At 54.9% G+C, this 26,818-nt stretch carries 23 protein-coding genes; 12 read left to right on the top strand and 11 right to left on the bottom strand.

Annotation, left to right across the window (positions count from 1 at the left end):
- Positions 1–18: 18 nt before the first annotated feature.
- The gene (yccS, locus tag ACWKXX_RS03630) at positions 19–2,181 is read left to right on the top strand and encodes a YccS family putative transporter (RefSeq protein ID WP_015570895.1); all 2,163 of its coding nucleotides are present in this window, start codon (positions 19–21) and stop codon (positions 2,179–2,181) included.
- On the opposite strand, the gene ACWKXX_RS03625 is transcribed toward yccS, so the two are convergent.
- Complete coding sequence (locus tag ACWKXX_RS03625) at positions 2,138–2,764, bottom strand: TfoX/Sxy family DNA transformation protein (RefSeq protein WP_017384804.1); 627 nt, start codon at positions 2,762–2,764, stop codon at positions 2,138–2,140. The two genes, yccS and ACWKXX_RS03625, sit on opposite strands and share 44 nt — an antisense overlap.
- Before the next feature lie 217 nt (positions 2,765–2,981).
- On the opposite strand from ACWKXX_RS03625, the gene sulA reads away from it, so the two are divergent.
- Together sulA and ompA are read left to right on the top strand one after the other, a co-directional pair.
- Positions 2,982–3,491, top strand: a complete 510-nt coding sequence (sulA, locus tag ACWKXX_RS03620; RefSeq protein WP_261666481.1) for an SOS-induced cell division inhibitor SulA — start codon at positions 2,982–2,984, stop codon at positions 3,489–3,491.
- 356 nt (positions 3,492–3,847) lie between these two features.
- Positions 3,848–4,900 carry a porin OmpA gene (gene ompA, locus ACWKXX_RS03615; protein WP_017694761.1) on the top strand — a complete coding sequence of 351 codons (1,053 nt, stop codon included), beginning with the start codon at positions 3,848–3,850 and terminating at the stop codon, positions 4,898–4,900.
- A 65-nt stretch (positions 4,901–4,965) separates the two neighbouring features.
- On the opposite strand, the gene matP is transcribed toward ompA, so the two are convergent.
- Entirely contained in the window at positions 4,966–5,418 is a 453-nt protein-coding gene (gene matP / locus ACWKXX_RS03610) for a macrodomain Ter protein MatP (protein ID WP_006809347.1), read from the bottom strand.
- A 186-nt stretch (positions 5,419–5,604) separates the two neighbouring features.
- Here matP and ACWKXX_RS03605 point away from each other — a divergent pair, with 186 nt between their 5' ends.
- Together ACWKXX_RS03605 and fabA are read left to right on the top strand one after the other, a co-directional pair.
- The gene (locus ACWKXX_RS03605; RefSeq protein ID WP_261666320.1) at positions 5,605–7,365 is read left to right on the top strand and encodes a Lon protease family protein; all 1,761 of its coding nucleotides are present in this window, start codon (positions 5,605–5,607) and stop codon (positions 7,363–7,365) included.
- Positions 7,366–7,433: 68 nt separating this feature from the next.
- On the top strand, positions 7,434–7,952 hold the full coding sequence (gene fabA, locus ACWKXX_RS03600; protein WP_000227926.1) for a bifunctional 3-hydroxydecanoyl-ACP dehydratase/trans-2-decenoyl-ACP isomerase: 519 nt from the start codon (positions 7,434–7,436) through the stop codon (positions 7,950–7,952).
- A 71-nt stretch (positions 7,953–8,023) separates the two neighbouring features.
- Here the strand turns inward: fabA and rmf are convergent, their stop codons facing one another.
- The 6 genes from rmf to rlmKL form a co-directional block, all read right to left on the bottom strand.
- A complete protein-coding gene (gene rmf / locus ACWKXX_RS03595) occupies positions 8,024–8,191 on the bottom strand; it encodes a ribosome modulation factor (protein WP_003858162.1) in 168 nt (55 codons plus the stop codon).
- A gap of 254 nt (positions 8,192–8,445) precedes the next feature.
- On the bottom strand, positions 8,446–9,012 hold the full coding sequence (gene pqiC, locus ACWKXX_RS03590) for a membrane integrity-associated transporter subunit PqiC (RefSeq protein ID WP_023296271.1): 567 nt from the start codon (positions 9,010–9,012) through the stop codon (positions 8,446–8,448).
- A complete protein-coding gene (gene pqiB / locus ACWKXX_RS03585; RefSeq protein WP_032647911.1) occupies positions 9,009–10,649 on the bottom strand; it encodes an intermembrane transport protein PqiB in 1,641 nt (546 codons plus the stop codon). The genes pqiC and pqiB overlap by 4 nt, the downstream gene beginning before the upstream one ends.
- A 4-nt stretch (positions 10,650–10,653) precedes the next feature.
- The gene (gene pqiA, locus ACWKXX_RS03580) at positions 10,654–11,907 is read right to left on the bottom strand and encodes a membrane integrity-associated transporter subunit PqiA (RefSeq protein WP_017693685.1); all 1,254 of its coding nucleotides are present in this window, start codon (positions 11,905–11,907) and stop codon (positions 10,654–10,656) included.
- Between the two features lie 13 nt (positions 11,908–11,920).
- Positions 11,921–13,828: an ABC transporter ATP-binding protein gene (locus ACWKXX_RS03575; protein WP_045349203.1), complete on the bottom strand. Its 1,908-nt coding sequence runs from the start codon at positions 13,826–13,828 to the stop codon at positions 11,921–11,923.
- A gap of 12 nt (positions 13,829–13,840) precedes the next feature.
- The gene (gene rlmKL / locus ACWKXX_RS03570; protein WP_032620367.1) at positions 13,841–15,949 is read right to left on the bottom strand and encodes a bifunctional 23S rRNA (guanine(2069)-N(7))-methyltransferase RlmK/23S rRNA (guanine(2445)-N(2))-methyltransferase RlmL; all 2,109 of its coding nucleotides are present in this window, start codon (positions 15,947–15,949) and stop codon (positions 13,841–13,843) included.
- Between the two features lie 98 nt (positions 15,950–16,047).
- Between rlmKL and ACWKXX_RS03565 the strand changes: the two genes are divergently transcribed.
- Positions 16,048–17,157, top strand: a complete 1,110-nt coding sequence (locus tag ACWKXX_RS03565) for a YcbX family protein (RefSeq protein ID WP_017693688.1) — start codon at positions 16,048–16,050, stop codon at positions 17,155–17,157.
- Here the strand turns inward: ACWKXX_RS03565 and zapC are convergent.
- Together zapC and pyrD are read right to left on the bottom strand one after the other, a co-directional pair.
- Positions 17,154–17,696, bottom strand: a complete 543-nt coding sequence (gene zapC, locus ACWKXX_RS03560; RefSeq protein ID WP_261666321.1) for a cell division protein ZapC — start codon at positions 17,694–17,696, stop codon at positions 17,154–17,156. The genes ACWKXX_RS03565 and zapC overlap by 4 nt on opposite strands.
- Before the next feature lie 166 nt (positions 17,697–17,862).
- Positions 17,863–18,873, bottom strand: coding sequence for a quinone-dependent dihydroorotate dehydrogenase (gene pyrD, locus ACWKXX_RS03555; RefSeq protein WP_023299739.1), 1,011 nt, complete (start codon positions 18,871–18,873; stop codon positions 17,863–17,865).
- 249 nt (positions 18,874–19,122) lie between these two features.
- On the opposite strand from pyrD, the gene ssuE reads away from it, so the two are divergent.
- The 5 genes from ssuE to ssuB are packed head-to-tail and all read left to right on the top strand — an operon-like array spanning position 19,123 to position 23,363.
- Positions 19,123–19,698 carry an NADPH-dependent FMN reductase gene (ssuE, locus tag ACWKXX_RS03550; RefSeq protein ID WP_003858180.1) on the top strand — a complete coding sequence of 192 codons (576 nt, stop codon included), beginning with the start codon at positions 19,123–19,125 and terminating at the stop codon, positions 19,696–19,698.
- Entirely contained in the window at positions 19,691–20,653 is a 963-nt protein-coding gene (locus tag ACWKXX_RS03545; RefSeq protein WP_023303399.1) for a sulfonate ABC transporter substrate-binding protein, read from the top strand. The genes ssuE and ACWKXX_RS03545 overlap by 8 nt, the downstream gene beginning before the upstream one ends.
- Entirely contained in the window at positions 20,650–21,795 is a 1,146-nt protein-coding gene (gene ssuD, locus ACWKXX_RS03540) for an FMNH2-dependent alkanesulfonate monooxygenase (RefSeq protein ID WP_017384817.1), read from the top strand. The genes ACWKXX_RS03545 and ssuD overlap by 4 nt, the downstream gene beginning before the upstream one ends.
- 9 nt (positions 21,796–21,804) lie before the next feature.
- The gene (ssuC, locus tag ACWKXX_RS03535; protein ID WP_003858185.1) at positions 21,805–22,596 is read left to right on the top strand and encodes an aliphatic sulfonate ABC transporter permease SsuC; all 792 of its coding nucleotides are present in this window, start codon (positions 21,805–21,807) and stop codon (positions 22,594–22,596) included.
- Positions 22,593–23,363: an aliphatic sulfonates ABC transporter ATP-binding protein gene (gene ssuB, locus ACWKXX_RS03530; protein WP_045349202.1), complete on the top strand. Its 771-nt coding sequence runs from the start codon at positions 22,593–22,595 to the stop codon at positions 23,361–23,363. Before ssuC ends, ssuB begins: the two co-directional genes overlap by 4 nt.
- A 100-nt stretch (positions 23,364–23,463) precedes the next feature.
- Here the strand turns inward: ssuB and pepN are convergent, their stop codons facing one another.
- Entirely contained in the window at positions 23,464–26,076 is a 2,613-nt protein-coding gene (gene pepN / locus ACWKXX_RS03525) for an aminopeptidase N (protein WP_261666323.1), read from the bottom strand.
- A 424-nt stretch (positions 26,077–26,500) separates the two neighbouring features.
- Here pepN and ACWKXX_RS03520 point away from each other — a divergent pair, with 424 nt between their 5' ends.
- Entirely contained in the window at positions 26,501–26,740 is a 240-nt protein-coding gene (locus ACWKXX_RS03520) for a DinI family protein (protein WP_148744690.1), read from the top strand.
- Positions 26,741–26,818 lie beyond the last annotated feature (78 nt).

The following is a 26,818-nucleotide window of genomic DNA, read 5'->3' as shown; positions in this document are numbered from 1 at the left end:
TAAGGACTGGCCGCACTCATGCTAAGCCCCCTGCTTCGTCGCTATACGTGGAACAGTAACTGGCTGTATAACGTCAGGATCTTTATCGCCCTCTGCGGCACCGTCGCTCTGCCGTGGTGGCTAAATGACGTGAAGCTCACCATCCCCCTCACGCTTGGGGTGGTGGCCGGTGCGCTGGCGGATCTCGACGACCGCCTGGCCGGTCGTTTGCGTAATCTGGTCATCACGCTGGTCTGCTTCTTTATTGCTTCCGCCTCCGTTGAGCTGCTTTTCCCCTGGCCCTGGCTGTTTGCCTTAGGGCTGACGGTGTCCACCAGCGGCTTCATTTTGCTCGGCGGCCTCGGGCAACGCTACGCCACTATCGCGTTTGGCGCCCTGCTGATTGCCATTTACACCATGCTGGGCGTCTCTCTTTACGATCAGTGGTATCAGCAGCCGGTCCTGCTGCTGTTGGGCGCTATCTGGTATAACCTGCTGACCTTAACCGGACATCTTATTTTTCCGGTTCGTGCCTTACAGGACAACATTGCCCGCAGTTACGAACAGCTGGCCCACTATCTGGAGCTGAAATCCCGGCTGTTTGATCCGGATATTGAAGAGGACAGCCAGGCGCCCCTGTACGATCTGGCGCTGGCAAATGGCCAGCTGGTCGCCACGCTAAATCAGACCAAAGCGTCTCTGCTCACCCGTCTGCGCGGCGATCGCGGTCAGCGCGGTACCCGGCGCACACTGCACTACTACTTTGTCGCCCAGGATATTCACGAGCGCGCCAGCTCCTCGCATGTGCAGTACGCTGACCTGCGCGAGAAATTCCGCTACAGCGACGTGATGTTCCGTTTCCAGCGCCTGCTGTCAATGCAGTCTCAGGCCTGCCAGCAACTTGCGCGCTCAATACTGCTGCGCACGCCCTATCAGCACGATCCTCGCTTTGAACGCGCATTCAGTCATCTGGATGCGGCCCTCGATCGCGTTCAGGCCAGTGGGACATCGCCGGAACAGTTCAAAGCCCTGGGATTCTTGCTCAACAACCTGAGAGCCATCGATGCTCAGCTCGCCACCATTGAGTCTGAACAGGCGATGGCAATGCCGGGCAATGACGCCGACAACCAGCTTGCCGACGACAGTCTCAACGGTTTCAGCGATATGTGGCTGCGCCTGAGCCGTCATTTTACGCCGGAATCCGCCCTCTTTCGCCATGCGGTAAGGATGTCGCTGGTTCTGTGCGTCGGCTACGCGTTTATCCAGATAACAGGATTGCACCACGGTTACTGGATCCTGCTGACCAGCCTGTTTGTCTGCCAGCCGAACTATAACGCTACCCGCCATCGGCTCGCGCTGCGTATTGTCGGGACATTAGTCGGGGTCGCCATCGGGCTGCCGGTGCTCTACTTTGTGCCATCCGTAGAAGGGCAACTGATCCTGATTGTGATTACCGGTGTACTGTTTTTCGCCTTCCGCAATGTGCAGTACGCCCACGCCACGATGTTCATCACGCTGCTGGTGCTGCTCTGCTTCAATCTGCTGGGTGAAGGCTTTGAAGTGGCCCTCCCCCGCGTGATCGACACGCTAATCGGCTGCGCCATTGCCTGGGCGGCGGTGAGCTTTATCTGGCCGGACTGGCGTTTTCGTAACTTACCGCGCGTGTCCGACAGAGCAATGAACGCCAACTGCCGCTATCTGGATGCTATTCTTGAGCAATACCATCAGGGTCGCGATAACCGTCTGGCCTATCGGATTGCCCGTCGCGATGCGCATAACACGGACGCAGAGCTGGCTTCCGTTGTCTCGAATATGTCGACTGAGCCGCGCGCCACGGCAGAAATCCGGGAGACAGCCTTCCGCCTGCTGTGTCTAAACCACACGTTCACCAGCTATATCTCTACCCTTGGCGCCCACCGTGAGAAACTGACAAATCCGGGCATCCTGGCGCTGCTGGACGACGCCGTTTGCTACGTTGATGATGCGCTTCATCATCAACCTGCGGATGAGCCACGGGTTCACCAGGCACTGGATGAACTGGTGCAACGTATCGCTCACCTTGATCCTGGCACCGACAACAAAGCTCCGCTGGTCCTACAGCAAATTGGCCTGCTTATCGCTTTGCTGCCGGAAATTTGTCGGCTGCGACAGAAGATCGCTACCTGGCGGAATGATGGCCCTGCGACTCAGGCAGCGCATTAAACCACTCCATAAGCTCCCGGCGAATATCCGCCGGGAGTGCCGCTTCATGTAACCCTTCGATGGCGCCTTCAAGCGCGAACAATACCCGGATACTCAGCGCTTTATTCTTAGAGCGCATTTTCAGCCAGCTCGTCTTCGCCCCCAACTGTCGTAGCGTCTCTTCATTGGTAATGCCCGCCTCCATAAGCAGGACCTCAATCTGAAAGGTCAGGTTCGGCAGATCCTTAAGCCGATTACGCTGATGGCGCTGGTAGCGCTCTTTCCTGGCGGCATCGAGCGCAAACGAGGAGAGCTGAAGCAGCTTTTCCCTGTTTTGCCACAGACCTTCATCCACACGGTAGTAATTAAGTAGCACTGGCCGTCCTCGTTTCATCAGTGTCAGAAAAGAGGAGGCGTTTTTTACACAGTATTTTGCACTTTGCTCACAGGCGCGAAGGTACAGCTCGCCGTCAGACACCATCGCGAACACCGCTTCATCCACGGCCAGGGTATAACCGCCAAACAGGGCGCGATGATGAATTTCGCCCAGCGGAGAGAGGTATTCCTGAGATTGATAAATCCGATCATAAGATATCTTTTTCATGATAATTCCATTAAAAATCATACAGTAAACACGATATTTCTTACTAACGGATCCGTTAGCAGGAAAATAGGCAACTTATTGCCGTTGGGCAAGATGATTTTTTCAGGTTCACCAGGAATGGATGAAATTTGCGAGTCGCTTTCCGAAAATGAGGTTGATCTTTATGCACACAGGGGTTACTGTATATCCATACAGTAACTACAGGGCTGGAATGAATATGTACACTTCAGGCTATGCAAATCACTTAACACCTTCCACTTCTGCCGCAGGCAATGCTGCGCAGAATTCTATCGGGCGTGTATCGACAGGGCTTATCAGTGAAGTGGTTTACCGTGAAGACCAGCCGCTGTTAACACAACTCTTACTCCTGCCGCTTTTGCAGCAGCTCGGGCAACAGTCTCGCTGGCAGCTCTGGCTGACGCCACAGCAAAAATTAAGTCGTGAATGGGTTCAGTCGGCTGGCCTGCCGTTAGCGAAGGTGATGCAGATTAATCAACTCTCCCCTTGCGATACGGTCGAGTCGATGGTCCGGGCATTACGTACCGGGAACTATAGCGTCGTGATTGGGTGGTTGCCTGAGGATCTGTCGCATGAGGAACATTTGCGTCTGACTGAAGCGGCTGAAGAAGGTAACGCGATGGGTTTCATCATGCGGCCGGTTCGTGGAGATTCCTATCGCAGAGGACAACATCCCGGGCTAAAAATTCACTCAAATGTTTACCATTGAGTCATTTTAAGAGTTTTCCTGGAATTTTTTTCGACCGCAGTATGCAAAAAAAGTTCAACGCGCCAAAACTGCGGCAAGGCTTGTCTGACGCGGTTCTCGTTAATTTTACTGCACAAAATTCGTTCAAAAATTGTTAAATATTAGGTATACGGAACTTTTTTTTTCATATGCCTGACGGACTTCACACTTGTAAGTTTTCAGCTACGTTGTAGACTTTACATCGCCAGGGGTGCTCGGCCTAAGCCGAAGATATCGGTAGGTTTATATTTGACCACGCCCCCCGGTGAAGGATTTAACCGTGATTCCTCCGATGGAGATATTCATGGCAAATTTTGGATGATAACGAGGCGCAAAAAATGAAAAAGACAGCTATCGCGATTGCAGTGGCACTGGCTGGCTTCGCTACCGTAGCGCAGGCCGCTCCGAAAGATAATACCTGGTATGCAGGTGGTAAACTGGGCTGGTCTCAGTTCCATGACACCGGTTGGTACAACAGCAGCCTGAACAACGATGGCCCTACTCACGAGAGCCAGCTGGGTGCAGGTGCGTTCGGTGGCTATCAGGTTAACCCGTATGTTGGCTTTGAAATGGGTTACGACTGGTTAGGTCGTATGCCTTACAAAGGCGACAACGTAAATGGCGCTTTCAAAGCTCAAGGCGTACAGCTGACCGCTAAACTGGGTTACCCAGTAACTGACGATCTGGACGTGTACACCCGTCTGGGCGGCATGGTATGGCGTGCAGACTCCAGCAACAGCATCGCTGGTGACGACCACGACACTGGTGTTTCCCCAGTATTCGCTGGTGGCGTTGAGTGGGCAATGACCCGTGACATCGCTACCCGTCTGGAATACCAGTGGGTTAACAACATCGGTGACGGTGCTACCGTTGGCGTTCGTCCAGACAACGGCATGCTGAGCGTTGGTGTTTCTTACCGTTTCGGTCAGCAGGAAGATGCGCCAGTCGTAGCTCCAGCTCCGGCTCCAGCTCCAGAAGTACAGACCAAGCACTTCACTCTGAAGTCTGACGTTCTGTTCAACTTCAACAAAGCTACCCTGAAACCAGAAGGTCAGCAGGCACTGGATCAGCTGTACACCCAGCTGAGCAACCTGGATCCTAAAGACGGTTCTGTAGTGGTTCTGGGCTTCACCGACCGTATCGGTTCTGACGCTTACAACCAGGGTCTGTCTGAGAAACGTGCTCAGTCTGTAGTTGATTACCTGGTATCTAAAGGTATCCCAGCTAACAAGATCTCCCCACGTGGTATGGGCGAATCTAACCCAGTTACCGGTTCTACCTGTGACAACGTGAAACCACGCGCTGCACTGATCGACTGCCTGGCACCAGATCGTCGCGTAGAGATCGAAGTTAAAGGTATCAAAGACGTTGTAACTCAGCCTGCGGCATAAGTTATCGTCTTATAAAAAAACCCCGCGATGCGGGGTTTTTTATTATCTGAAGAAAAGTAAAAAGCTTATTTTTTACCTAACAGTGCCTGTAGATCGTTCTTCAGCGTCGACATCTGGCTGGCATACTTCTCTTTGTGCTCGGCATCTTCAATCAGCTGCACCACCGTTTCCGACAGGGTTTTTCCGCGCCGCTGCGCAAGCCCGGCCAGACGCTGCCAGACCATAAACTCCAGGTCGATCGATTTCTTACGGGTGTGCTGATGCTCGGCATTGAAATGCCGTTTACGACGAGCTCGGATAGTTTGCTTCATCCGGTTTAACAAGGCCGGATTAATGTGTTTCTCAATCCAGCCGTTGACCTGCACCGGTTCGTTTTCGAGGGTCAGCAACATATCCACAGCTTCTTGTGCCGCGCTGGCTTCGATGTAGCAGGTGATCAGCTCCCCTTCACGGTGCTTTTTGACCAGGTACTTCCATTTCCAGCCGCTTTCGAGGTTTTCCAGTTGTTGATATTTCATTGCGATCTCAGTGTTACCGTGTAACTCTGTTCAGAATATCAGTTTTTTGGCAATCTGCTGAAAAGAAATCATATCCTGTGAAACGCCGCAGGCGATCCGCATGACGAAAACCCGAATCCTGATTGGGCAGAGTGCGCCGCTTACGGTATACTCCACGGTTTTACTTCTGACTAAAAAACATCAACTTTGACCATTACGAAACTTGCATGGCGTGACCTGGTTCCGGATACCGAGAGCTATCAGGAGCTGTTTGCACAGCCAGACCTCACAAAAGAACACGAATTCATACTTAGCGATACACAACCGCGTTTGCATTACGCGCTGGAGCAGATGTCATCCCCATGGGCTACATCTCCTTTCATGCTGCTCAAAGCCCCGGAAGAAGCCGAGTATCTGACGCTTCTCGGTGATGCCATGCGCCAGTTGCATCCAAAAACGAATGCCGTTTTTGGTGGTCAGTATCATATTGCCGGACGTGACGTGACCTTCGAACCTGCCACGCAGGCAGACGGACAATTCGCTGCAAAAGGCGAAGTGATCACCGCCAACTGGGTGGAAGCAGAACAGCTGTTCGGCTGCCTTCGTCAGTTCAATGGCGATGTGTCACTGCAACCCGGTCTGGTACACCGCGCGAACGGTGGTGTGTTGCTCATCTCTCTTCGCACCCTGCTCGCACAGCCTCTGCTGTGGATGCGCCTGAAAACGGTGGTGATGCAGCAACGTTTTGACTGGATAGGCTACGACGATTCACGTCCGCTGCCTGTTTCCATTCCGTCTATGCCGCTGTCGCTGACCGTCGTGCTGACGGGTGACCGTGAATCTCTGGCTGATTTCCAGGAAATGGAGCCAGAACTCGCGGAGCAGGCTGTCTATAGCGAATTTGAAGACAATATTCAGATCGCCGATGCCGATGACATGGCGCAGTGGTGTCAGTGGGTTATGGCCGTGGCGGAACGTTTCGCGCTGCCCTCGCCTGCCGAGGATGCGTGGCCGGGCTTAATCCGCGAGGCCGTACGCTACACTGGCGATCAGGAAACCCTGCCGCTCTGCCCGCTCTGGATCGGTAAACAGCTGCGTGAAGTGGGCGTTATCAGCGGCAACGGTCCGTTTACCGGCGAGCAGCTTAGTCAGATGCTGGCCCAGCGTGAATGGCGTGAAGGTTATCTTGCTGACCGTATGCAGGATGAAATTCTGCTGGAACAGATTCTGGTGGAGACCGAAGGCGAACGTATCGGGCAAATCAACGCCTTGTCCGTCATCGAGTTCCCCGGACACCCGCGCGCCTTTGGCGAGCCTTCCCGCATCAGCTGTGTCGTGCACATTGGTGACGGCGAATTTACCGATATCGAACGCAAGGCCGAACTGGGCGGAAACATTCATGCCAAAGGCATGATGATCATGCAGGCATTCCTGATGTCTGAACTTCAGCTGGAGCAGCAGATCCCCTTCTCTGCCTCGTTGACCTTTGAGCAGTCCTACAGTGAAGTCGACGGCGATAGCGCCTCGATGGCGGAACTGTGCGCCGTGATCAGCGCGCTTGCAGACGTACCGATTAATCAGAATATTGCGATTACCGGTTCCGTGGATCAGTTTGGTCGTGCCCAGCCGGTGGGTGGACTGAATGAGAAAATCGAAGGCTTCTTCGCTATCTGCCAGCAGCGCGGTTTAAACGGCAAACAGGGCGTGATTATTCCGGCGCCTAACGCTCGCCATTTGAGCCTGAGCCAGGCGATTCTGGATGCGGTCGAGCAGGAACAATTCTCCGTCTGGGCCATCGAAGGGGTTGAGGATGCACTACCCTTACTGACAAACCTGGTCTGGGACGGCGAAGGCCAGACAACCCTGATGCAGACCATTCAGGAACGTATAGCTCAGGCGACACAGCAGGATGCTCGTCATCGTTATCCGTGGCCGTTACGCTGGTTAAGTTGGTTTAGTGCAAACTGATCGGACTTGTTCAGCGTACACGTGTTAGCTATCCTGCGTCCTTCACTAAAATAAGGCTTACTGAGAACATGGTAGATAAACGCGAATCCTATACTAAAGAAGACCTTCTTGCCTCTGGTCGCGGTGAACTGTTTGGCGCGAAAGGCCCGCAGTTACCGGCCCCAAATATGCTGATGATGGACCGTGTCGTGAAAATGACCGAAACCGGCGGCAACTTTGATAAGGGTTACGTAGAAGCAGAACTCGATATCAACCCGGACCTGTGGTTCTTCGGTTGCCACTTTATTGGCGATCCGGTAATGCCTGGCTGCCTGGGCCTCGATGCCATGTGGCAGCTGGTTGGCTTCTATCTGGGCTGGCTTGGCGGTGAAGGCAAAGGCCGTGCGCTGGGCGTAGGCGAAGTGAAATTCACCGGTCAGGTTCTGCCTACCGCGAAGAAAGTCACCTACCGTATCCATTTCAAACGCATCGTTAACCGCCGCCTGATTATGGGCCTGGCGGACGGTGAAGTACTGGTAGATGGTCGTCTTATTTATACCGCGAACGACCTGAAAGTGGGTCTGTTCCAGGATACCTCCGCTTTCTGATAACGGCTTTTAGCCCCATCCAGAAAGGCGAAACCTCCGCATTGCGGAGGTTTCTTTTTAAAGAGACGGTATCAAGCAAGTACTGCCCTGTCTCCGATGGCTTCTCGCCAGCCCCCTAGCCATTGGGACCTTTGATTCAGGGCCTGATAGGGACACATTTCTTTTGAACGTCCGGCGATGCCAGCCTGATAACCACGTTGATGAGCCCTTTCCAGGCGATCTCGTTTCTGTCTCTTCATGCCTCGTTTCCCTCATTCTTTTGTCTGGTGGAAAGAAAACAGTGGTTGCAATATGTGCAAGCACAGTTAACGAATACCCCGAATCGGCGTCAGCGTCAACGTTCAAAATTCATACGGGTGTCATATTTGTGAGCTACATGGAAGATCGTTTGTACAAAAAATGTGACGCGGGACAAGTAACAACCTGAACGCAAAACGAAAAAAAAGCCGCAATCAGCAGGAAGCTGAGTGCGGCTTTCGTCGATGAATTTTACTTATGGCAGCCGGGAAATCTCTCTTGCGATAGCAGCCGACTCCTGTGCCCACCCCTGCGCGAGCACTTTCACCATTTCGTCATAGCCATCTTTCTGCTGCTTCAGTTCCAGATGGAAAGGACGCTTAATCAGCTGGCCCTGATGATTCAGCAGCCACTCCCCGCTGATAACAACGGCACCATCATAGCGGCCATGGAAACCCGTCACGTTAACATTCAGGGTGTCCTGGTCGCTTCCCAGAGGCTGCGAGGCGACGACCCAACCAGGGAGCTGGCTGCTCAGATTCGCCACCAGCGTATTGCGAAGCTGCTGATCCAGCGGGCTGGCCCACAGGTTATTGTTGGCGATAACGTACTGCACATCGCTGGTCTGGTAGACCACCCCGTTGCCCGCCAGATAATCTGGCACGGCAACCTGTTCAACCCACAGCAGACGGCTGCCCTGCGAGGCGCTGCTCTGCGCACCGGACTGGGCGCTTAACGGCAGCTGGTAGTAGCTTTTGTTATCGCTTCCAGAGCTACAGGCCGTTAATACCAGTGCGCCTGCGATGATTAGCCATTTTTTCATTGTTTCGCCCTCTTAGGCTCAGGATCCTTTTTGTCTTTCGCTTCAAACACTAGCGCGTTGCTCTTTTCATTGAGCGTTTTCAGAACGGGCTGTAGCTCGCGTAAAACCTGATCAAGACGTTGCATATCCGCCACCATCTTGTTGTAGGCCGCTGAGCCCGGCTGGAAGCCCTGCATACTGCGATTCAGTTCGCGCAACGTTTTCTGCATATCCTGCGGCAGCTGCTGCATGGACTGGTTAGCGGTGATCTTGTTGATATTATCCAGCGTGGTTTGCAGACGTTGCATCGTCGCCTGGCTCTGATGCAGTGATCCCGTCGCAGCCTCAAGCATTGGATTCAGCGGCAGATTGTTGATCTTATCCAGCGTTTCCATCAGGCGCTGTTGGATCTGCGCCAGGCCACTGCTGACCGTAGGAATGATTTTGTAGCCGCCAAATTCACGGATCCCCGTCATTGGTGGCGCTTTTGGATAGAAGTCCATATCGACATACAACGCCCCTGTGACCAGGTTGCCGGTTTTCAGCGAGCCACGCAGCCCGCGATTCAGAAGGTCGCTGATATGCTCCCCAATATCCTGGTCCTCGCCTATCTGGTTAATCAAACGCTCAGGCTCAATGCGGATCAGCACCGGAATACGATAATCATCATCAAGCATCTGCTTCAGTCCCGGAACAAAGTAAGGCACTTGTCCCACTGTCCCCAGACGGATACCGCGGAACTCAACTGGTGCCCCTGGCTGCAAGCCGCGTACGGAATCCTTAAAGAACATCAGGTAGTCGATGTGATCGGTATAGAGCGCATCCTGAATGCTTTTTTGATCGTCAAACAGCCTGAAGGCGGTTTTCTCCGCCACCGGTTGCCCGAGCTCCATGCCTTCCGGCACGTCAAAACTGACGCCCCCACCAAACAGCGTGGTGAGTGAACCCATCTCAACGCGCATCCCCGCAGAGGTGAGATCCACCGCGATCCCGCTGTCTTTCCAGAAGCGAACGTTGCTGGTCACCAGGCGGTCATTAGGCGCATTGATAAATAGCTGATAGCTGATGGTCCGTTTTTGCGGATCGAAGGTGCTTGTTTCAACCGAACCGACGCGATACCCACGGAACAGCACCGGATCGCCCGGCGAGAGCTGACCCGCTTTTTTGCTGTCCAGAATAACGCGGATCCCTTTTGCATCCGGTGGCGCAAGCGGCGGTGAATCCAGCAGCTGATAGTTTGCTGGCTGGGCGCCTTTGTTGCCGGGCTGGAGTTCAATATAAGCCCCGGACAATAGCGTCCCTAAGCCGCTGATCCCTTCTCTCCCGACCTGCGGTTTCACTACCCAAAAAACAGAATCTTCATGGAGCAGTTTTTCCATGCCGGCATTCAGGCGGGCCTTGATTTCAACATGGGTTAAATCATCCGTCAGGGTCGCGCTTTCCACGACACCCACATCCACGCTGCGGCTCTTGATGGTGGTTTTTCCGCCCTCAATCCCCTCTGCATTGGTGGTAATTAGCGTGACTTCCGGTCCCTGATGGCTGTAATGATAAAACAGGATCCATGCACCGATCAGCGCGGTCACGATGGGGAAAATCCACACCGGCGACCAGTTTCTGACCTTCTGCACTTTAGCCTCTCCACTCTTATTTTCCATGCTCTTACTCTTCCTCATGGCTTGAATCGGGCTCACGATCCCACGATAAACGAGGGTCGAAGGTCATGGCCGCAAACATGGTCATAATGACGACCAACGCAAACATCAGCGCCCCCATAGCGGGATAAATACTCATCAGCCCCCCCATACGCACCAGCGCTGAGAGAACTGCAATCACGAACACGTCAATCATCGACCAGCGGCCAACAAATTCCACGACCTCATAAATCAGATGCATACGCTCGCTGTCTCGCTTACCGTGCCCTTTTGCATCCCAGCAAAGCCAGGCAATGGCAATCATCTTTAAGGTCGGAACCATAATACTGGCGAGGAATATGACGCCTGCCACAGGGTATGACCCCTCGCTCCACAGCAAAATCACCCCGGCCAGTATGGTCGAGGGCATTCTGTCGCCGAGCAGATCGGTGATCATGATCGGTAAGATATTGGCGGGCAGATAGAGCATGACAGAGGTCACCAGCAGCGCCATGGTCCATTGCAGGCTATTTTTACGCCGGACGTGACCTTTTGTTTCACAGCGCGGGCACACCTCGACATCCGCGGGCAGCACGGCGGTGCAGCACGAGCAGGAGCGAAGCCCCTGACGGATACCCGGTACGCCCACCTTTACCGTCTGCGAGAGCGTAGGCGCCGGGGCAATATCGTCCCAGGCCCAGCGTCGGTCCACGCACTGGAACGCGCGCAGTTGTAGCACGCAGTACAGACACCACGGAATAAAGCTGCTGCCAATCCCCACATCGCCGTAGGCCATCAGCTTCACGAAACTGACCAGGATACCCGCGAGAAAAATTTCCGCCATCCCCCAGCTTTTCAACTGGAACAGGATCCGCGCGAGTTTGATTTTAAGGACAGTGGGCATCCTGACGCGGTTGACCAGCAGCAGAATGACGACCAGGCAAAAAGCCGGGACGATCTGCACGAAAAGAAGAAAGAAGGTGCCAAGGCTGGCGTAATCTTCCGAGAACATCACGCCTGGTATTTCCAGTAAATCCACCTGGCTGGTCATCCCGCCCACTTTCATATAGATGAAAGGGAAGAGATTGGAGAGCAGTAACATGAATAAGGCTGCCAGCGCATAAGCCGTAGGACGCTGCCTTGGCGCGTCCCACTCGGTCGTCAGCGTAGCGCCGCAGCGCGGGCAGGCAGCCTTATGTCCGTGACCAAGCTCTGGCAACGCCACGAGCATATCGCATTGCGAGCATAATATATGCCGATCGGCATGGTGCTGGTCACACATAGATTATCCCTGTTTATGCGCCGTTTTTCAGAGACTCAAGGTACTCCCAGCGCTCAAATGCCTCTTCCAGCGCCTGTTCAGCCTGGGAGAGTTCAGCCAATACTTTCTGAGTATAGTCGTGAGGCTGCGTAAAGAATGACGCATCAGCGACCTGGATTTGCAGTGCTTCCAGTGCAGCTTCCAGCTCTTCCAGACGCTGCGGCAGCCCTTCCAGCTCGCGCTGCAAGTTATAACTCATTTTAGCAGGAGACTTTTTGACAGTTTCTGCCTTTGCAACAACAGGTTCAGCGACATTTTTGGTCTTCGCCTGTTTTTGCGCCAGCGACTGCGATTGCTGTCCACGCGCGTCATGATAGCCGCCCACATATTGCCCGATGCGCCCTTTGCCTTCGAAGATCCAGCACTCGGTCACGGTGTTATCGACAAACTGACGATCGTGGCTGACCAGCATTACGGTTCCCTGATAACCATCAATCAACTCTTCCAGCAGTTCCAGCGTTTCGACATCCAGATCGTTAGTCGGTTCATCGAGAATCAATAAGTTACTGGGTTTCAGGAACAGACGCGCCAGCAAAAGACGGTTACGTTCTCCCCCGGACAGCGCGCGCACCGGCGTCATAGCGCGTTTCGGGTGGAACAGGAAGTCCTGAAGGTAGCCCAGCACGTGACGCGGCTTGCCATTAACCATGACCTCCTGTTTACCCTCGGCGAGGTTATCCATCACCGTACGGTCTGGATCCAGCTCGGCGCGGTGCTGGTCGAAGTACGCCACTTCCAGTTTGGTACCGCAGTGGATACGACCGCTGTCGGCCTGGAGCTGACCGAGCATCAGTTTCAGCAGTGTGGTTTTACCGCACCCGTTCGGGCCGATCAGCGCAATTTTGTCGCCGCGCTGAACCTGAGCGGAGAAATCGCTCACCAGCACTTTGCCGTCAACCGAATAATTCACGTTCTCCATTTCGAAGACAATCTTGCCCGAGCGGGACGCCTCTTCCACCTGCATTTTGGCGCTACCCATGACTTCGCGGCGTTCGCTACGTTCGCGGCGCATCGCCTTCAGGGCGCGAACGCGGCCTTCGTTACGGGTACGACGCGCTTTAATGCCCTGACGGATCCATACCTCTTCCTGGGCCAGCTTGCGGTCGAACTCGGCGTTTTGCAGCTCTTCCACGCGCAGGTTTTCTTCTTTCTCCAGCAGATAGGTATCGTAATCGCCCGGATAGGTCACCAGCTTGCCGCGATCAAGATCGACAATGCGCGTGGCCATGTTGCGGATGAACGAACGGTCGTGGGAGATGAAGATAATGGTACCGTTAAAGGTTTTCAGGAACCCTTCCAGCCAGTCAATCGCTTCGATATCCAGGTGGTTCGTCGGTTCGTCCAGCAGCAGCACCCTGGGCCCGCTCACCAGGGCACGACCCAGCGCCGCTTTACGCAGCCAGCCGCCGGAGAGCGCCGACAGCTCCATATCCGCTTCCAGGCCAAGCTGGGCCAGCACTTCGTTAATGCGGTTTTCCAGCTGCCACAGGCCGTGGTGATCGAGCATCTCCTGCACTTTTGCCAGCTCGTTGAGATTCTTGTCGCTCGGGTCCGTCATCACCAGATGCGAAATCTCGTGGTAACGCTTGAGGTATTCCGCCTGCTCTGAAATCCCTTCGGCCACAAAATCGTACACGCTGCCGGTGACGTTACGCGGCGGATCCTGTTGCAGACGAGAGACGATCAGATCCTGCTCGTAAACAATACGGCCGTCATCCAGCCCCTGCTCACGGTTGAGGATTTTCATCAGCGTCGATTTACCTGCGCCGTTACGGCCCACCAGACAGACGCGCTCGTTATCTTCGATATGCAGCTCTGCATTATCGAGAAGCGGTGAGTCGCTGAAAGAGAGCCACGCGCCGTGCATACTAATTAAAGACATTTATTTTTCCTTTCAGACCGCGGAGATCAGCCAGCAGTTGTGGATTTGACGGTTACGGGCAAAGTCCTGAGACAGCGTTTTTTGGCTGATTTCTTGTGCTTTCAGTCCCAGTTCGGCCAGGCCGTCGTGATCCATGCGGAATCCGCGCTTGTTATTCGAGAACATAATGGTGCCGCCTTTACGCAGCAGACGCTTCAGGTCGGTCATCAGGCGCAGGTGATCGCGTTGAACATCAAAGCTATCCTCCATACGCTTGGAGTTAGAGAAGGTCGGCGGATCGATAAAGATCAGGTCAAACTGCTCGTCGGTATCGCGCAGCCAGCCCAGCACGTCGGCCTGTAACAGGCGATGCTGACGGCCGGTTAAGCCGTTAAGACGCAGGTTGCGCTCTGCCCACTCCAGATAAGTCCGGGACATATCTACCGTGGTGGTGCTACGCGCGCCGCCAAGCCCCGCATGAACGCTGGCGCTGCCGGTATAGGAGAACAGGTTCAGGAAGTCTTTCCCCTTGCTCATCTGGCCCAGCATGCGGCGGGCGATGCGGTGATCGAGGAACAGGCCGGTATCAAGGTAGTCGGTCAGGTTAACCCACAGGCGCGCGTTATATTCGCCCACTTCGAGGAAGTCGCCTTTCTCGCCCATCTTCTGATACTGATTTTTACCTTTCTGACGCTCACGGGTTTTCAGCACCAGCTTGTTTGGCGAAATGCCGAGTACGGCGATGGTGGCCGCAATCACATCCAGCATACGCTGACGCGCTTTTTGCGCATCGATAGTTTTCGGCGGGGCGTATTCCTGAACCACCACCCAGTCCGCATAGCGGTCAACCGCCACGTTGTACTCGGGCAGGTCAGCGTCGTACAGGCGATAACATTCGATGCCTTCTTGCTTCGCCCACTTCTCAAATTTCTTCAGGTTTTTGCGCAGGCGGTTGGCGTAATCTTCCGCCACGCCTGACGGTTTGCTATCCGCCGCTACCTCTGCCAGATGGTAGTTTTTCTGCACGCAGTCCAGCGGGCCGTTTTTCGCTTTGAACTGGCGATCGGCACGCAATTGCAGGCAGCTCAGCAGCTCCGGCGAGGCGCTAAACAGGGAGAGGTTCCAGCCGCCGAAATGCGCTTTCATGTTGCGGCCCAGCAGGCTGTGCAGTGCAATCAGCGCCGGCTCGCTGTCCAGACGCTCACCATACGGCGGGTTGCTGATCACCGTACCGTACGGGCCTTTTGGCAGAGGATTGGTCAGATTCGCCACGTCCTTCACCTCGAAGGTCACCAGCTCGCCGATACCGGCACGACGGGCGTTGCTGCGCGCGCGTTCAATCACCCGTGCGTCGCTGTCCGAACCGTAAAAGTGAGAGGTGTACTCCGCCAGCCCTTTACGGGCGCGGGTCTGCGCATCGTCTTTGACCTCTTTCCAGATAGCCTCATCGTGCTGCGCCCAGCCTTTGAAGCCCCAGTGGCCGCGGTGCAGCCCTGGCGCACGGTCGGTGGCCAGCATCGCGGCTTCAATCAGCAGCGTACCGGAACCGCACATCGGATCGAGCAGCGGCGTACCTGGCTGCCATCCGGAGCGCATCACGATAGCGGCAGCCAGCGTTTCTTTGATCGGCGCCATCCCGGTGCGATCGCGATAGCCGCGCAGATGCAGGCCTGCGCCACTCAGATCCAGGGAAATACTGGCCGTATCGCCGTTCAGCCAGACGTTGATACGCAGATCCGGGTTTTCACGGTCAACGTTCGGACGTTCTTTATTGCGACGCGTGAAGCAGTCCACAATGGCATCCTTAACGCGCAGGGCACCATACTGGCTGTTGCGGATCTCATCGTTGACGCCGTTGAAATGCACCGCAAAGGTAGCGTCCGGGGTGAAGATCTCTGTCCAGTCGATCATCTGTACGCCGGTGTAGAGATCAAGATCGCTGTAGACCTTGCACTCTTTCATCGGCAGCATGATGCGCGACGCCAGACGGCTCCACATCAGGCTCTGGTAAATAAGCCGCGTGTCGCCCTCAAAATGGACACCACCCTGAACCACCCGGCACTCTTTCGCGCCCAGGGCTTCCAGTTCAGTTTTTAACAGCTCTTCCAGCCCACGGGCCGTACTGGCAAACAGAGAATTCATATCGTCACTTTTACTCATAGAAAATTGTCGCGCATTATAGCTAATATGGCGTGTATGTCATAAAGTTGAAGGCTTATTTTCTTTAGCGGGAGTGTGCAGTGGCGACGTTATCCAGGCTTTTTATTCATCCGGTGAAATCCATGCGCGGCATCGGCGTCTCTCACGCGCTGGCCGATATGAGCGGATTCGCCTTCGATCGTATTTTTATGGTCACCGAGCCTGACGGTACGTTTATCACCGCACGTCAGTTCCCGCAGATGGTTCGCTTTACCCCTTCCCCGCTTCATGACGGGCTGCATTTGACTGCGCCGGACGGTTCAAGCGTCGTGATCCGCTTTGCTGATTTTGCGCCGCTTGATGCGCCAACGGAAGTGTGGGGCAATCATTTTACCGCGCGTATCGCGCCGGATAACATTAACCAGTGGCTGAGCGGCTTTTTCTCCCGTGACGTTCAGCTGCGCTGGGTTGGGCCTGCGCTGACCCGTCGCGTGAAGCGCCACGATGCGGTTCCCCTCTCCTTCGCCGATGGTTTTCCCTTCCTGCTGACCAGCGAGGCCTCGCTGCGTGATTTACAAAATCGTTGTAAAGCCAGCGTGCAGATGGAGCAGTTTCGCCCGAATCTGGTGGTGACCGGAGCGGATGCCTGGGATGAAGATACCTGGAAAGTGATCCGCATCGGCAGCGTTATTTTTGATGTCGTGAAGCCGTGCAGCCGCTGTATTTTTACCACCGTCAGCCCGGAGAAAGGCCAGAAACACCCTTCCGGCGAACCGCTGAAAACCTTGCAGTCATTTCGTACCGCGCAGGATAACGGTGATGTCGACTTCGGCCAGAACCTGATCCCCCGCTCCAGCGGCGTGATCCGCGTGGGCGACGAGGTCGAAATTCTCACCCGCGGGCCTGCCAGGGTGTACGGCGCAGGTCAGGAAGAAGAGATGGTTGACGTTGTCACCAACGTCGCTTCCGCGGTGGATATTCACTGGGAAGGCAAAGTTATCCGTGGTAACAATCAGCAGGTGCTACTGGAACAGCTGGAGCAGGCAGGTATCCGCGTACCGTATTCCTGTCGCGCGGGGATTTGCGGATGCTGTCGCATTAAACTGGTCGATGGTGAAGTAAGTGCCCTGAAGAAATCTGCGATTGGCAGTGACGGCACGATCCTGTGCTGTAGCTGTGTCCCGAAAACATCCGTACAGCTGGAAGCTTAAACTGCCTGTTCAAGGCTGAAGGAATCAACGCGCAGCTGTGGCTTCAGCCTGTCATTCATCACTTTGATGGCATCACCTAACTGCATAACTCGCCCGGCAATGGTCACGCCGGGTTGGGCCAGCAAACAGAGCGCAGCGTTTTCACCGGGTTCAACCACCAGCAAATTCACCTCTTCTTCGGTATCGCTCAGATTGACGCTCGCCGCATCGCCGATAGCCAGGGTCCAGCACATGCCGTGGGCGAGAAAATGCCAGCTTTTCGGCATTTGCGGTTTCAGGAAACGGATCGCCACCAGCGCATTTAGTACCAGTTCAGCGCGCTGTTCTTTGGAGAGATCGAACTCGCGGCATTTTTCTTCAAAAGAGAAATAGAGTGCGGCGTCGTCAACGCAAAAGCCTGAGGGAGCAAACGCGTCTGGCGTTAACATTCGGCGCGCAAAACGAGAGCGAAACAACATGCCATTGGCTAAGTCGAGCATCATACGGTCATGCTCGTCACAAAAATACCAGCGCCAGTTATCGTCAGGTTTAATTCGCATGTTTCTCTCCCGTCCCCTAAACGTCCTGTACTAAAAATGTCCTGTTTGCCGCTTCGCTTATAACACTAGTAATAAAAGACTATAATGTTTAAATAAGCAACAATGACGGAATATAAAACAACCAGGGCTGGAAATAAAGCCCTGGTTGTCTGATTAAGAGAAAAGATTAGATATGCGTGACGATTTCTTTAATCAGCGGCGGCCCTTTAAAAATAAAGCCGGAATAAATTTGCACCAGCGATGCACCTGCCGCCATCTTCTCACGTGCAGCGATGACAGAGTCAATGCCACCCACGCCAATAATCGGCAGCTGACCTTTTAATTCTGCGGAGAGTGCGCGAATAATTTCGGTGCTTTTTAATTGTACCGGACGGCCACTTAATCCACCCGCTTCGTCACAGTTTTTCATTCCCTGAACGAGAGAGCGATCGAGTGTTGTATTGGTTGCAATCACACCATCAATATTATGGCGAACTAAACTGTCGGCAACCTGGATCAATTCTTCTGCCGAAAGATCCGGGGCGATCTTAACCGCGACCGGAACATATTTATGGTGGATCGCCTGTAGCGCCGTTTGTTTATTTTTAATGGCGCCAAGAAGATCGTCGAGCGCTTCGCCATATTGTAATGAACGCAGCCCTGGGGTGTTAGGCGAAGATATATTCACCGCAATATAACCGGCATAGGCATAGACTTTTTCCATACAAATCAGATAGTCATCTTTACCCTGCTCGACCGGCGTGTCTTTATTTTTGCCAATATTAATACCCAGCACGCCATCAAAATGGGCTTTCTTAACGTTCTCAACCAGATGATCGACGCCAAGGTTATTAAAGCCCATGCGGTTGATCAGCCCCTCGGCTTCAACCAGGCGAAACAGACGTGGCTTGTCATTTCCCGGCTGCGGACGCGGCGTCACCGTCCCGATTTCGATCGAGCCAAAGCCCATCGCACCGAGTGCATCAATGCATTCGCCATTTTTGTCCAGACCGGCCGCCAGGCCCAGTGGATTTTTGAAAGTCAGGCCCATGCACTGAACTGGTTTTTCCGGCACGTTTTGACGCACCAGCGCGGCCAGAGGCGTTCCTGTAATACGGCGTAACTGCTGAAATGTAAATTCATGAGCGCGCTCAGGATCGAGCTGGAAAAGGGCTTTACGAACGAAGGGGTAGTACATGAACTCTCCTGGATTCCCGGTGTGCAAACCGGGAGGGGATTATGTGCGATTCCGCCCGGAAAGGGAATTGACCTGTGGCAAAAAAAGCCACGTAAAACGCAATCGTTTACTTATCGGTTCGCTTCTTATGCATTTTTCTGCATTCATCCTGAGGATAAATCATTTAGTGGAATAACCACGCAATGTCACACTCCTGAAAATTGTTATGAATGTTAGATAAAAGCAAACAATTAGTTATAAGGAGCAACCATGCGCGTCATTACCCTGGCCGGAAGCCCCCGCTTCCCCTCTCGCTCCAGCGCACTGCTGGAATACGCTCGCGAAAAGCTTAATGCTCTGGATGTCGAAGTGTGTCACTGGAATTTGCACAATTTCGCGCCTGAAGATCTGCTCTACGCCCGTTTCGACAGCCCGGCGCTGAAAACCCTGATCGAACAACTTAAGAGTGCTGACGGGCTGGTCGTCGCGACACCGATTTATAAAGCCTCTTTTTCCGGCGCACTGAAAACGCTGCTCGATCTGCTGCCCGAACGCGCGCTGGACGGTAAGGTCGTCCTGCCGCTGGCCACAGGCGGTACGGTAGCTCATTTACTGGCGGTGGATTATGCCCTCAAGCCGGTTCTGAACGCGCTGAAAGCGCAGGAGATCCTGCATGGCGTCTTCGCTGACGACTCACAGGTAATCGACTACCAGCATAAACCCCATTTCACGCCGAATCTGCAAACCCGCCTCGACAGTGCGCTCGAAACCTTCTGGCACGCCCTGAACCGTCGGGATCGCCACGCGGCAGCATTTCATCAATCACAAGGAGTGGCGCATGTTTAAAACAGTTACCCGTATCGGGCTGGCAGGTCTGCTGGCAGTGGCGTCGCTGGCTCAGGCGGCGGAGAAAGCGCCGGAGAGCCTGCGTATCGGTTATCAGAAAGGCAGCGTCAGCATGGTGTTGGCGAAAAGCCATGCGTTGCTTGAGAAGCGTTTCCCGGAGACCAAATTCTCATGGGTCGAGTTCCCTGCCGGACCACAGATGCTGGAGGCGCTGAACGTCGGGAGTATTGATTTAGGCAGCACCGGCGATATCCCGCCAATCTTTGCGCAGGCTGCCGGGGCGGATCTGGTTTACGTTGGCGTTGAGCCCGCCAAGCCGAAGGCAGAGGTTATTTTGGTGCCGGAAAACAGCGAGATCAAAAGCGTCGCCGACCTCAAAGGCCATAAGGTTGCTTTCCAGAAAGGTTCAAGCTCGCACAACCTGCTGCTGCGCGCGTTGCAGGAGGCCGGCCTTAAATTCACCGATATCCAGCCCGTTTACCTGACGCCTGCCGATGCGCGCGCGGCGTTTCAGCAAAAAAATGTTGATGCCTGGGCTATCTGGGATCCGTACTACTCCGCCGCACTGTTGCAGGGCGGTGTGCGGGTGCTGAAAGACGGCACCACCCTGAAGCAGACCGGTTCGTTCTACCTGGCGGCACGTCCTTACGCTGAGAAAAATGGCGCATTTATTCAGCAGGTGCTGGATACCTTCTCTCAGGCCGATGCGCTGACCCAAAGCCAGCGTCAGCAGAGCATCACGCTGCTGGCAAAAACCATGGGCCTGCCTGAACCGGTGATCGCCACCTATCTTGACCACCGTCCTCCTACCACCATAGCGCCTGTTGACGCCCACGTTGCCGCTCTCCAGCAGCAAACGGCAGATCTCTTTTATCAAAACCGCCTGGTTCCAAAGCAGGTGAATATTCGCGAACGCATCTGGCAACCCGCTGGCATTGAAGGAAAAAAATCATGAGTCTGAATCTTTTCTGGTTTTTACCCACCCACGGTGATGGACACTATCTTGGCACAGAAGAAGGCGCCCGCCCGGTCGATCACGGCTATCTACAGCAGATCGCCCAGGCGGCAGACCGCATCGGTTTTACCGGGGTACTGATCCCGACGGGCCGCTCGTGTGAGGATGCGTGGCTGGTTGCCGCGTCAATGATCCCCGTCACCCAGCGTCTGAAATTCCTGGTAGCCTTGCGCCCGAGCGTGGTGTCGCCCACCGTCGCGGCGCGTCAGGCGGCAACGCTGGACAGGCTTTCCAACGGCCGTGCGCTGTTCAACCTGGTGACGGGCAGCGATCCGCAGGAGCTGGCGGGCGATGGCGTCTTCCTCGATCATACCGAGCGCTATGAAGCCTCCGCAGAGTTCACCCGCGTCTGGCGACGTCTGCTGGAAGGGGAAACCGTCACCTTCGAAGGGAAACATATCCACGTTCGCGATGCACAGCTCTACTTCCCGCCGGTACAGCAGCCGCGCCCTCCCCTCTATTTCGGCGGATCGTCGGACGTGGCGCAGGAGCTGGCGGCTGAGCAGGTCGATCTCTATCTGACCTGGGGCGAGCCACCGGAGCTGGTGAAAGAGAAAATTGCTCAGGTACGCGCTAAAGCCGCAGAACATGGCCGTACGGTACGCTTCGGCATTCGCCTGCACGTGATCGTCCGCGAAACCAACGACGAGGCCTGGCAAGCCGCCGACCGTCTGATCGCTCATCTGGACGACGACACTATCGCCAAAGCACAGGCGGCGTTTGCCAAAACCGACTCCGTGGGCCAGCACCGGATGGCTTCCCTGCACAACGGCAAGCGTGAAAATCTTGAGATCAGCCCGAACCTGTGGGCCGGGGTAGGTCTGGTGCGCGGCGGCGCCGGCACGGCACTGGTCGGCGACGGTCCAACCGTAGCGGCACGCATTAATGAATACGCGGCGCTGGGGATCGACAGCTTTATCCTGTCTGGCTACCCACATCTGGAGGAGGCGTACAAGGTGGGTGAACTGCTGTTCCCGCATCTGGATGTCGCTATCCCGGAAATTCCGCAGCCACGTCAGCTTCAGTTGCAGGGCGAAGCCGTGGCGAACGCGTTTATCCCGAGAAAAGTCGCGCAAAGCTAAGGAGCCACCATGTCTGCAACCGCACAAAAATGGCTGCTGCGCGCCGCGCCGTGGTTTCTGCCCGTCGGCATTGTCCTCGTCTGGCAACTGGCGTCTTCAACTGGCTGGCTGTCGAGCCGCATTTTGCCCTCTCCGGAGGGCGTTGTGGAAGCGTTCTGGTCGCTAAGCGCCAGCGGTGAGCTGTGGCAACATCTTGCCATCAGCTCCTGGCGCGCGGTAATTGGCTTTTCGATTGGCGGAAGCATCGGCCTGACGCTGGGGCTGATCAGCGGCCTGTCACGCTGGGGTGAGCGGCTGCTGGATACCTCCGTTCAGATGCTGCGCAACGTGCCGCATCTGGCGCTTATTCCGCTGGTTATCCTGTGGTTTGGCATTGATGAGAGCGCCAAAATTTTCCTCGTGGCGCTGGGAACGTTATTCCCGATTTATATCAATACCTGGCATGGGATCCGTAATATCGATCGCGGTCTGGTGGAGATGGCCCGCAGCTATGGCCTGTCAGGTTTTGCCCTGTTTACCCATGTGATCCTGCCGGGCGCCCTGCCCTCCATTATGGTTGGGGTGCGTTTTGCGCTCGGCCTGATGTGGCTAACCCTGATCGTGGCGGAAACCATTTCGGCTAACTCCGGCATTGGTTATCTGGCGATGAACGCCCGCGAGTTCCTGCAAACGGACGTGGTGGTGGTTGCCATTATCCTTTATGCCCTGCTCGGCAAACTTGCGGACGTCAGCGCCCAGTGGCTGGAACGTAGCTGGCTGCGCTGGAACCCGGCCTACACCGCTCAGGAGGCGAAAGCATGAATACTGCACGACTGAACCAGGGAACACCGTTACTGCTGAACGGCGTGACCAAACGCTACGGCGACAACACCATTCTGAATGCACTGGATCTGCATATTCCTGCCGGACAGTTTGTGGCCGTTGTCGGCCGCAGCGGTGGCGGCAAGAGTACCCTGCTGCGTCTTTTAGCCGGGCTGGAAGCGCCAAACAGCGGTGACATTCTGGCAGGCACTACGCCGCTGGCCACGATTCAGGATGATACGCGCATGATGTTTCAGGACGCGCGTCTGCTGCCGTGGAAAACGGTGATGGATAACGTCGGGCTGGGCCTGAAGGGCAGCTGGCGGGAGGACGCCCGGCAGGCACTCGCTGCGGTAGGGCTGGAGAATCGCGCGGGAGAGTGGCCTACGGCCCTGTCGGGTGGACAAAAGCAGCGCGTAGCGCTGGCTCGCGCGCTGATTCACCGTCCCGGCCTGTTGCTGCTTGATGAACCGCTCGGCGCGCTTGATGCCCTGACGCGGATCGAGATGCAGGATCTGATTGAAACCCTCTGGCAGACGCACGGCTTTACGGTACTGCTGGTGACACATGATGTCAGTGAAGCCGTGGCAATGGCAGACAGGGTGCTGTTAATAGAAGAGGGCAAAATTGGTCTGGATCTGACGGTAGATATTCCACGTCCTCGCCGCGTGGGATCGGCCAGACTGGCGGAGCTAGAAGCCGAAGTACTGGATCGGGTGATGAAACGTGGGGAAGCGGAGATTCAGCGGATAAAGGCTAATGCCTGATGCCCTCACCCCGGCCCTCTCCCACAGGGAGAGGGAGAAAACCGATGCCCCGCGACCCCACGTAGGCCCGGTAAGCGTAGCGCCACCGGGCTTTTTTACATCAGGCCAGCGCCTTAGCAATCTTCTCGTACAGATCGCCAGACAGATTTTCCAGCCCTTTCAGCTGCTCAAGCGCGGCGCGCATTTTCGCCTGACGCTGCGCATCGTAACGTTTCAGGCGGATCAGCGGCTCAATCAGACGAGACGCCACCTGCGGGTTACGGCTGTTCAGCTCGGTCAGCATTTCAACCATGAACTGATAACCGCTGCCGTCTTCGGCATGGAACGCGGCCGGGTTGCTGCTGGCGAAGGCACCAATCAGAGAGCGGACGCGGTTCGGGTTGCTCATGGTGAACGAACGGTGCTTCAGCAGGCTGCGTACTTTGCTGAGTACATCGGCTGCCGGGCTGGTGGCCTGAAGGATGAACCACTTGTCCATCACCAGACCATCCTGATGCCACTTGTCGTCGTACTCCTGCATCAGCGCATCGCGGCACGGTAGCTCGGCGGCAACGCTTGCGGCCAGCGCGGCCAGGGCATCCGTCATGTTATCGGCTTCGTGGTACTGCTTGCTGACCAGCGTGTTCGCCAGCTCTGCCTCACCAAACGCCAGATAGCGCAGGCAGGTATTGCGCAGGGAACGTTTACCGATATCCGCATGTTCCACCCGATACCCGTCCAGCTTGTTGGCGTTGTAAATGACGAGGAACTCATCTGCCAGTTCGGTCGCCAGCGTGCGGGTCAGCGCTTCACGCACGGCGACGATGGCAATCGGGTCGATGATGTCAAACAGCTCGGCGATTTCAGTCGCAGAAGGCAGCGTTAAAATTTCAGCCGCCAGCGCCGGGTCAATGTTCTCATCCAGCAGGATGGCACGGAACGCGTCTGCCACATGAACCGGCAGCGTCAGCGGCTGGCCCTGCTGGTAACGGTTGACGTTCAGCTTGATGTAGGTCGCCAGCAGACTTTGTGCGGCATCCCAGCGCGAGAAATCGTTGCGCGCGTGACGCATCAGGAACGTCAGCTGCTGATCGCTCCACTTGTATTCGAGTTTCACCGGCGCGGAGAACTCGCACAGCAGGGCAGGAACGGGCTGGAAATAGACGTTATCGAAGATAAAGGTCTGCTCTGCCTGGGTCACGTTCAGCACGTTATGCACCGGGTGGCCGCCCTTCTGTAACGGGATCACGTTGCCTTCGTTGTCGTATAGCTCAACGCTGAACGGAATGTGCAGCGGATGTTTCTCTTCCTGCTCGGCCGTTGGCGGCGTGCGCTGGCTGATGGTCAGCGTGTACTGCTCGGTTTCCGGGTTGTAGTCGTCTTTGACCGTCACAATCGGCGTACCGGCCTGGCTGTACCAGCGGCGGAAATGAGACAGATCGACGTTAGAGGCGTCCTCCATCGCCTGGACGAAATCGTCGCAGGTGGCCGCACTGCCGTCGTGACGCTCAAAGTAAAGCTGCATCCCTTTCTGGAAATTCTCTTCGCCCAGCAGGGTGTGGATCATACGGATAATTTCAGCGCCTTTTTCATACACCGTCAGGGTGTAGAAGTTATTCATCTCAATGACTTTATCCGGGCGGATCGGGTGCGCCATTGGGCTGGCATCTTCTGCAAATTGCAGACCACGCATGGTGCGCACGTTGTTGATGCGGTTCACCGCCCGCGATCCCAGATCGGAGCTGAACTCCTGATCGCGGAAGACGGTTAAGCCCTCTTTCAGGCTCAGTTGGAACCAGTCGCGGCAGGTGACGCGGTTCCCGGTCCAGTTATGGAAATATTCGTGGCCGATAACGCGTTCGATATCGAGGTAATCTTTATCCGTGGCGGTATCGGTACGCGCCAGCACGTATTTAGAGTTAAAGATGTTAAGACCTTTATTCTCCATCGCGCCCATGTTGAAGAAATCGACTGCAACGATCATATAGATGTCGAGGTCATATTCGAGGCCAAAGCGCGTTTCATCCCACTTCATGGAGTTGATGAGGGAGGTCATTGCCCACGGTGCGCGGTCAAGGTTGCCACGGTCCACGAACAGCTCCAGCGCGACTTCACGGCCAGAGCGCGTTTTAAAGGTGTCGCGCAGGACATCGAAATCTCCCGCCACCAGCGCAAACAGATAGCAGGGTTTCGGGAACGGATCCTGCCACTGTACCCAGTGACGGCCATTCTCCAGTTCCCCTTCACCAATCCGGTTGCCGTTGGAAAGCAGGTACGGGTACAGCGTTTTGTCGGCAATAATTTTGGTGGTAAAGCGCGCCAGGACGTCCGGGCGATCCAGATACCAGGTAATGTGGCGGAAACCTTCGGCTTCACACTGGGTACACAGGGCTACGCCTGACTGGTAAAGTCCTTCCAGCGCGGTATTGGCGGCAGGGCTAATTTCATTCACGATGCGCAGGGTAAAGCGTTCCGGCAGGTTGTCGATGACCAGCTGGTTGCCTTCTTCTTTATAGTCTGACCAGGCTTCATCGTTAATATGCAGGGAAACCAGCGTCAGGTCTTCACCATCCAGACGCAGCGGCACGGCTGTCGCGCTCTGGCGCGTCACCTGGCTTACCGCCGTCACCACGGTTTTTGTGGCATCCAGGTCGAAAGTCAGATCGATATCGCTTATCAGGTATTCCGGCGCACGATAGTCGTGGCGGTATTTAGCTTGTGGCTGTTGTGTCATAGAAAACCTTATGCATCGTTTGTCGAGTAACGATTCAATATATTCCTGTTGTGTAAAACGCGCTATGCAGAATGTTCATCTTTTCAGGCACAACGCCCTTTTTAGCTACATTTTTATAATATGAACTCATAGTTTTTAAAATCGATAAAGATCGTCCAGGAGCGCTTTAAACAAGGGATGAGCGACATCGAGATAAAGCTTGATTAACGAACTTTAACGAACTTCACAGACCCCTTTTGCCCCACCCATGCCCCACAGATAATTTTAGCCAACCTCAGGCAGCATCGTCCCTGCATGCCAAAAAAGCAGCGTGCTCACCCGCAGTAAGTTCCCAAAAATTTAAAAACAAATGGTTCATGCCTTGACAGACAAAACCGCCAAAGCAAAAATACTGTATATTCAAACAGTGATTGACGGAGCACGTATGTTCGTAGAACTGGTTTATGACAAGCGAAATGTTGAAGGGCTCGAAGGGGCCAGAGAAATCATTCTGGCAGAGCTGACGAAACGGGTGCACCAGATTTTCCCTGACGCAGAAGTGAGGGTTAAGCCTATGCAGGCGAACGCCTTAAACAGTAACGCCAGCAAAAGTGATCGTGAAAAACTGAACCGAATGCTGGAGGAAAGGTTCGAAGAGTCAGATTGTTGGCTGACTTTTGATTAGCCGCCCCCACTTGAAAAAAACACCTTAGACACTACATCTAGGGTTGAAAAATGAAAAACACCACTAACTAGTATTTTT

The organism is Enterobacter sp. UPMP2061 (assembly GCF_053709615.1).
The sequence above is the reverse complement of the archived record's forward strand: the minus strand, read 5'-3'. Positions and strand labels throughout refer to the sequence as shown.

Excerpts from the sequence above, each read along its gene's own strand:
- ACWKXX_RS03545 (WP_023303399.1), top strand. The coding sequence starts at position 19,691 with ATGTTTAAAACAGTTACCCGTATCGGGCTGGCAGGTCTGCTGGCAGTG.
- ssuB (WP_045349202.1), top strand. The coding sequence starts at position 22,593 with ATGAATACTGCACGACTGAACCAGGGAACACCGTTACTGCTGAACGGC.
- matP (WP_006809347.1), bottom strand. The coding sequence starts at position 5,418 with ATGAAATATCAACAACTGGAAAACCTCGAAAGCGGCTGGAAATGGAAG.
- pqiB (WP_032647911.1), bottom strand. The coding sequence starts at position 10,649 with ATGGAAAATAAGAGTGGAGAGGCTAAAGTGCAGAAGGTCAGAAACTGG.
- pqiC (WP_023296271.1), bottom strand. The coding sequence starts at position 9,012 with ATGAAAAAATGGCTAATCATCGCAGGCGCACTGGTATTAACGGCCTGT.
- ACWKXX_RS03575 (WP_045349203.1), bottom strand. The coding sequence starts at position 13,828 with ATGTCTTTAATTAGTATGCACGGCGCGTGGCTCTCTTTCAGCGACTCA.
- ssuC (WP_003858185.1), top strand. The coding sequence starts at position 21,805 with ATGTCTGCAACCGCACAAAAATGGCTGCTGCGCGCCGCGCCGTGGTTT.
- ssuD (WP_017384817.1), top strand. The coding sequence starts at position 20,650 with ATGAGTCTGAATCTTTTCTGGTTTTTACCCACCCACGGTGATGGACAC.
- rmf (WP_003858162.1), bottom strand. The coding sequence starts at position 8,191 with ATGAAGAGACAGAAACGAGATCGCCTGGAAAGGGCTCATCAACGTGGT.
- zapC (WP_261666321.1), bottom strand. The coding sequence starts at position 17,696 with ATGCGAATTAAACCTGACGATAACTGGCGCTGGTATTTTTGTGACGAG.
- ssuE (WP_003858180.1), top strand. The coding sequence starts at position 19,123 with ATGCGCGTCATTACCCTGGCCGGAAGCCCCCGCTTCCCCTCTCGCTCC.
- rlmKL (WP_032620367.1), bottom strand. The coding sequence starts at position 15,949 with ATGAATTCTCTGTTTGCCAGTACGGCCCGTGGGCTGGAAGAGCTGTTA.
- pepN (WP_261666323.1), bottom strand. The coding sequence starts at position 26,076 with ATGACACAACAGCCACAAGCTAAATACCGCCACGACTATCGTGCGCCG.
- ompA (WP_017694761.1), top strand. The coding sequence starts at position 3,848 with ATGAAAAAGACAGCTATCGCGATTGCAGTGGCACTGGCTGGCTTCGCT.
- yccS (WP_015570895.1), top strand. The coding sequence starts at position 19 with ATGCTAAGCCCCCTGCTTCGTCGCTATACGTGGAACAGTAACTGGCTG.
- pqiA (WP_017693685.1), bottom strand. The coding sequence starts at position 11,907 with ATGTGTGACCAGCACCATGCCGATCGGCATATATTATGCTCGCAATGC.
- ACWKXX_RS03520 (WP_148744690.1), top strand. The coding sequence starts at position 26,501 with ATGTTCGTAGAACTGGTTTATGACAAGCGAAATGTTGAAGGGCTCGAA.
- ACWKXX_RS03625 (WP_017384804.1), bottom strand. The coding sequence starts at position 2,764 with ATGAAAAAGATATCTTATGATCGGATTTATCAATCTCAGGAATACCTC.
- pyrD (WP_023299739.1), bottom strand. The coding sequence starts at position 18,873 with ATGTACTACCCCTTCGTTCGTAAAGCCCTTTTCCAGCTCGATCCTGAG.
- sulA (WP_261666481.1), top strand. The coding sequence starts at position 2,982 with ATGTACACTTCAGGCTATGCAAATCACTTAACACCTTCCACTTCTGCC.
- fabA (WP_000227926.1), top strand. The coding sequence starts at position 7,434 with ATGGTAGATAAACGCGAATCCTATACTAAAGAAGACCTTCTTGCCTCT.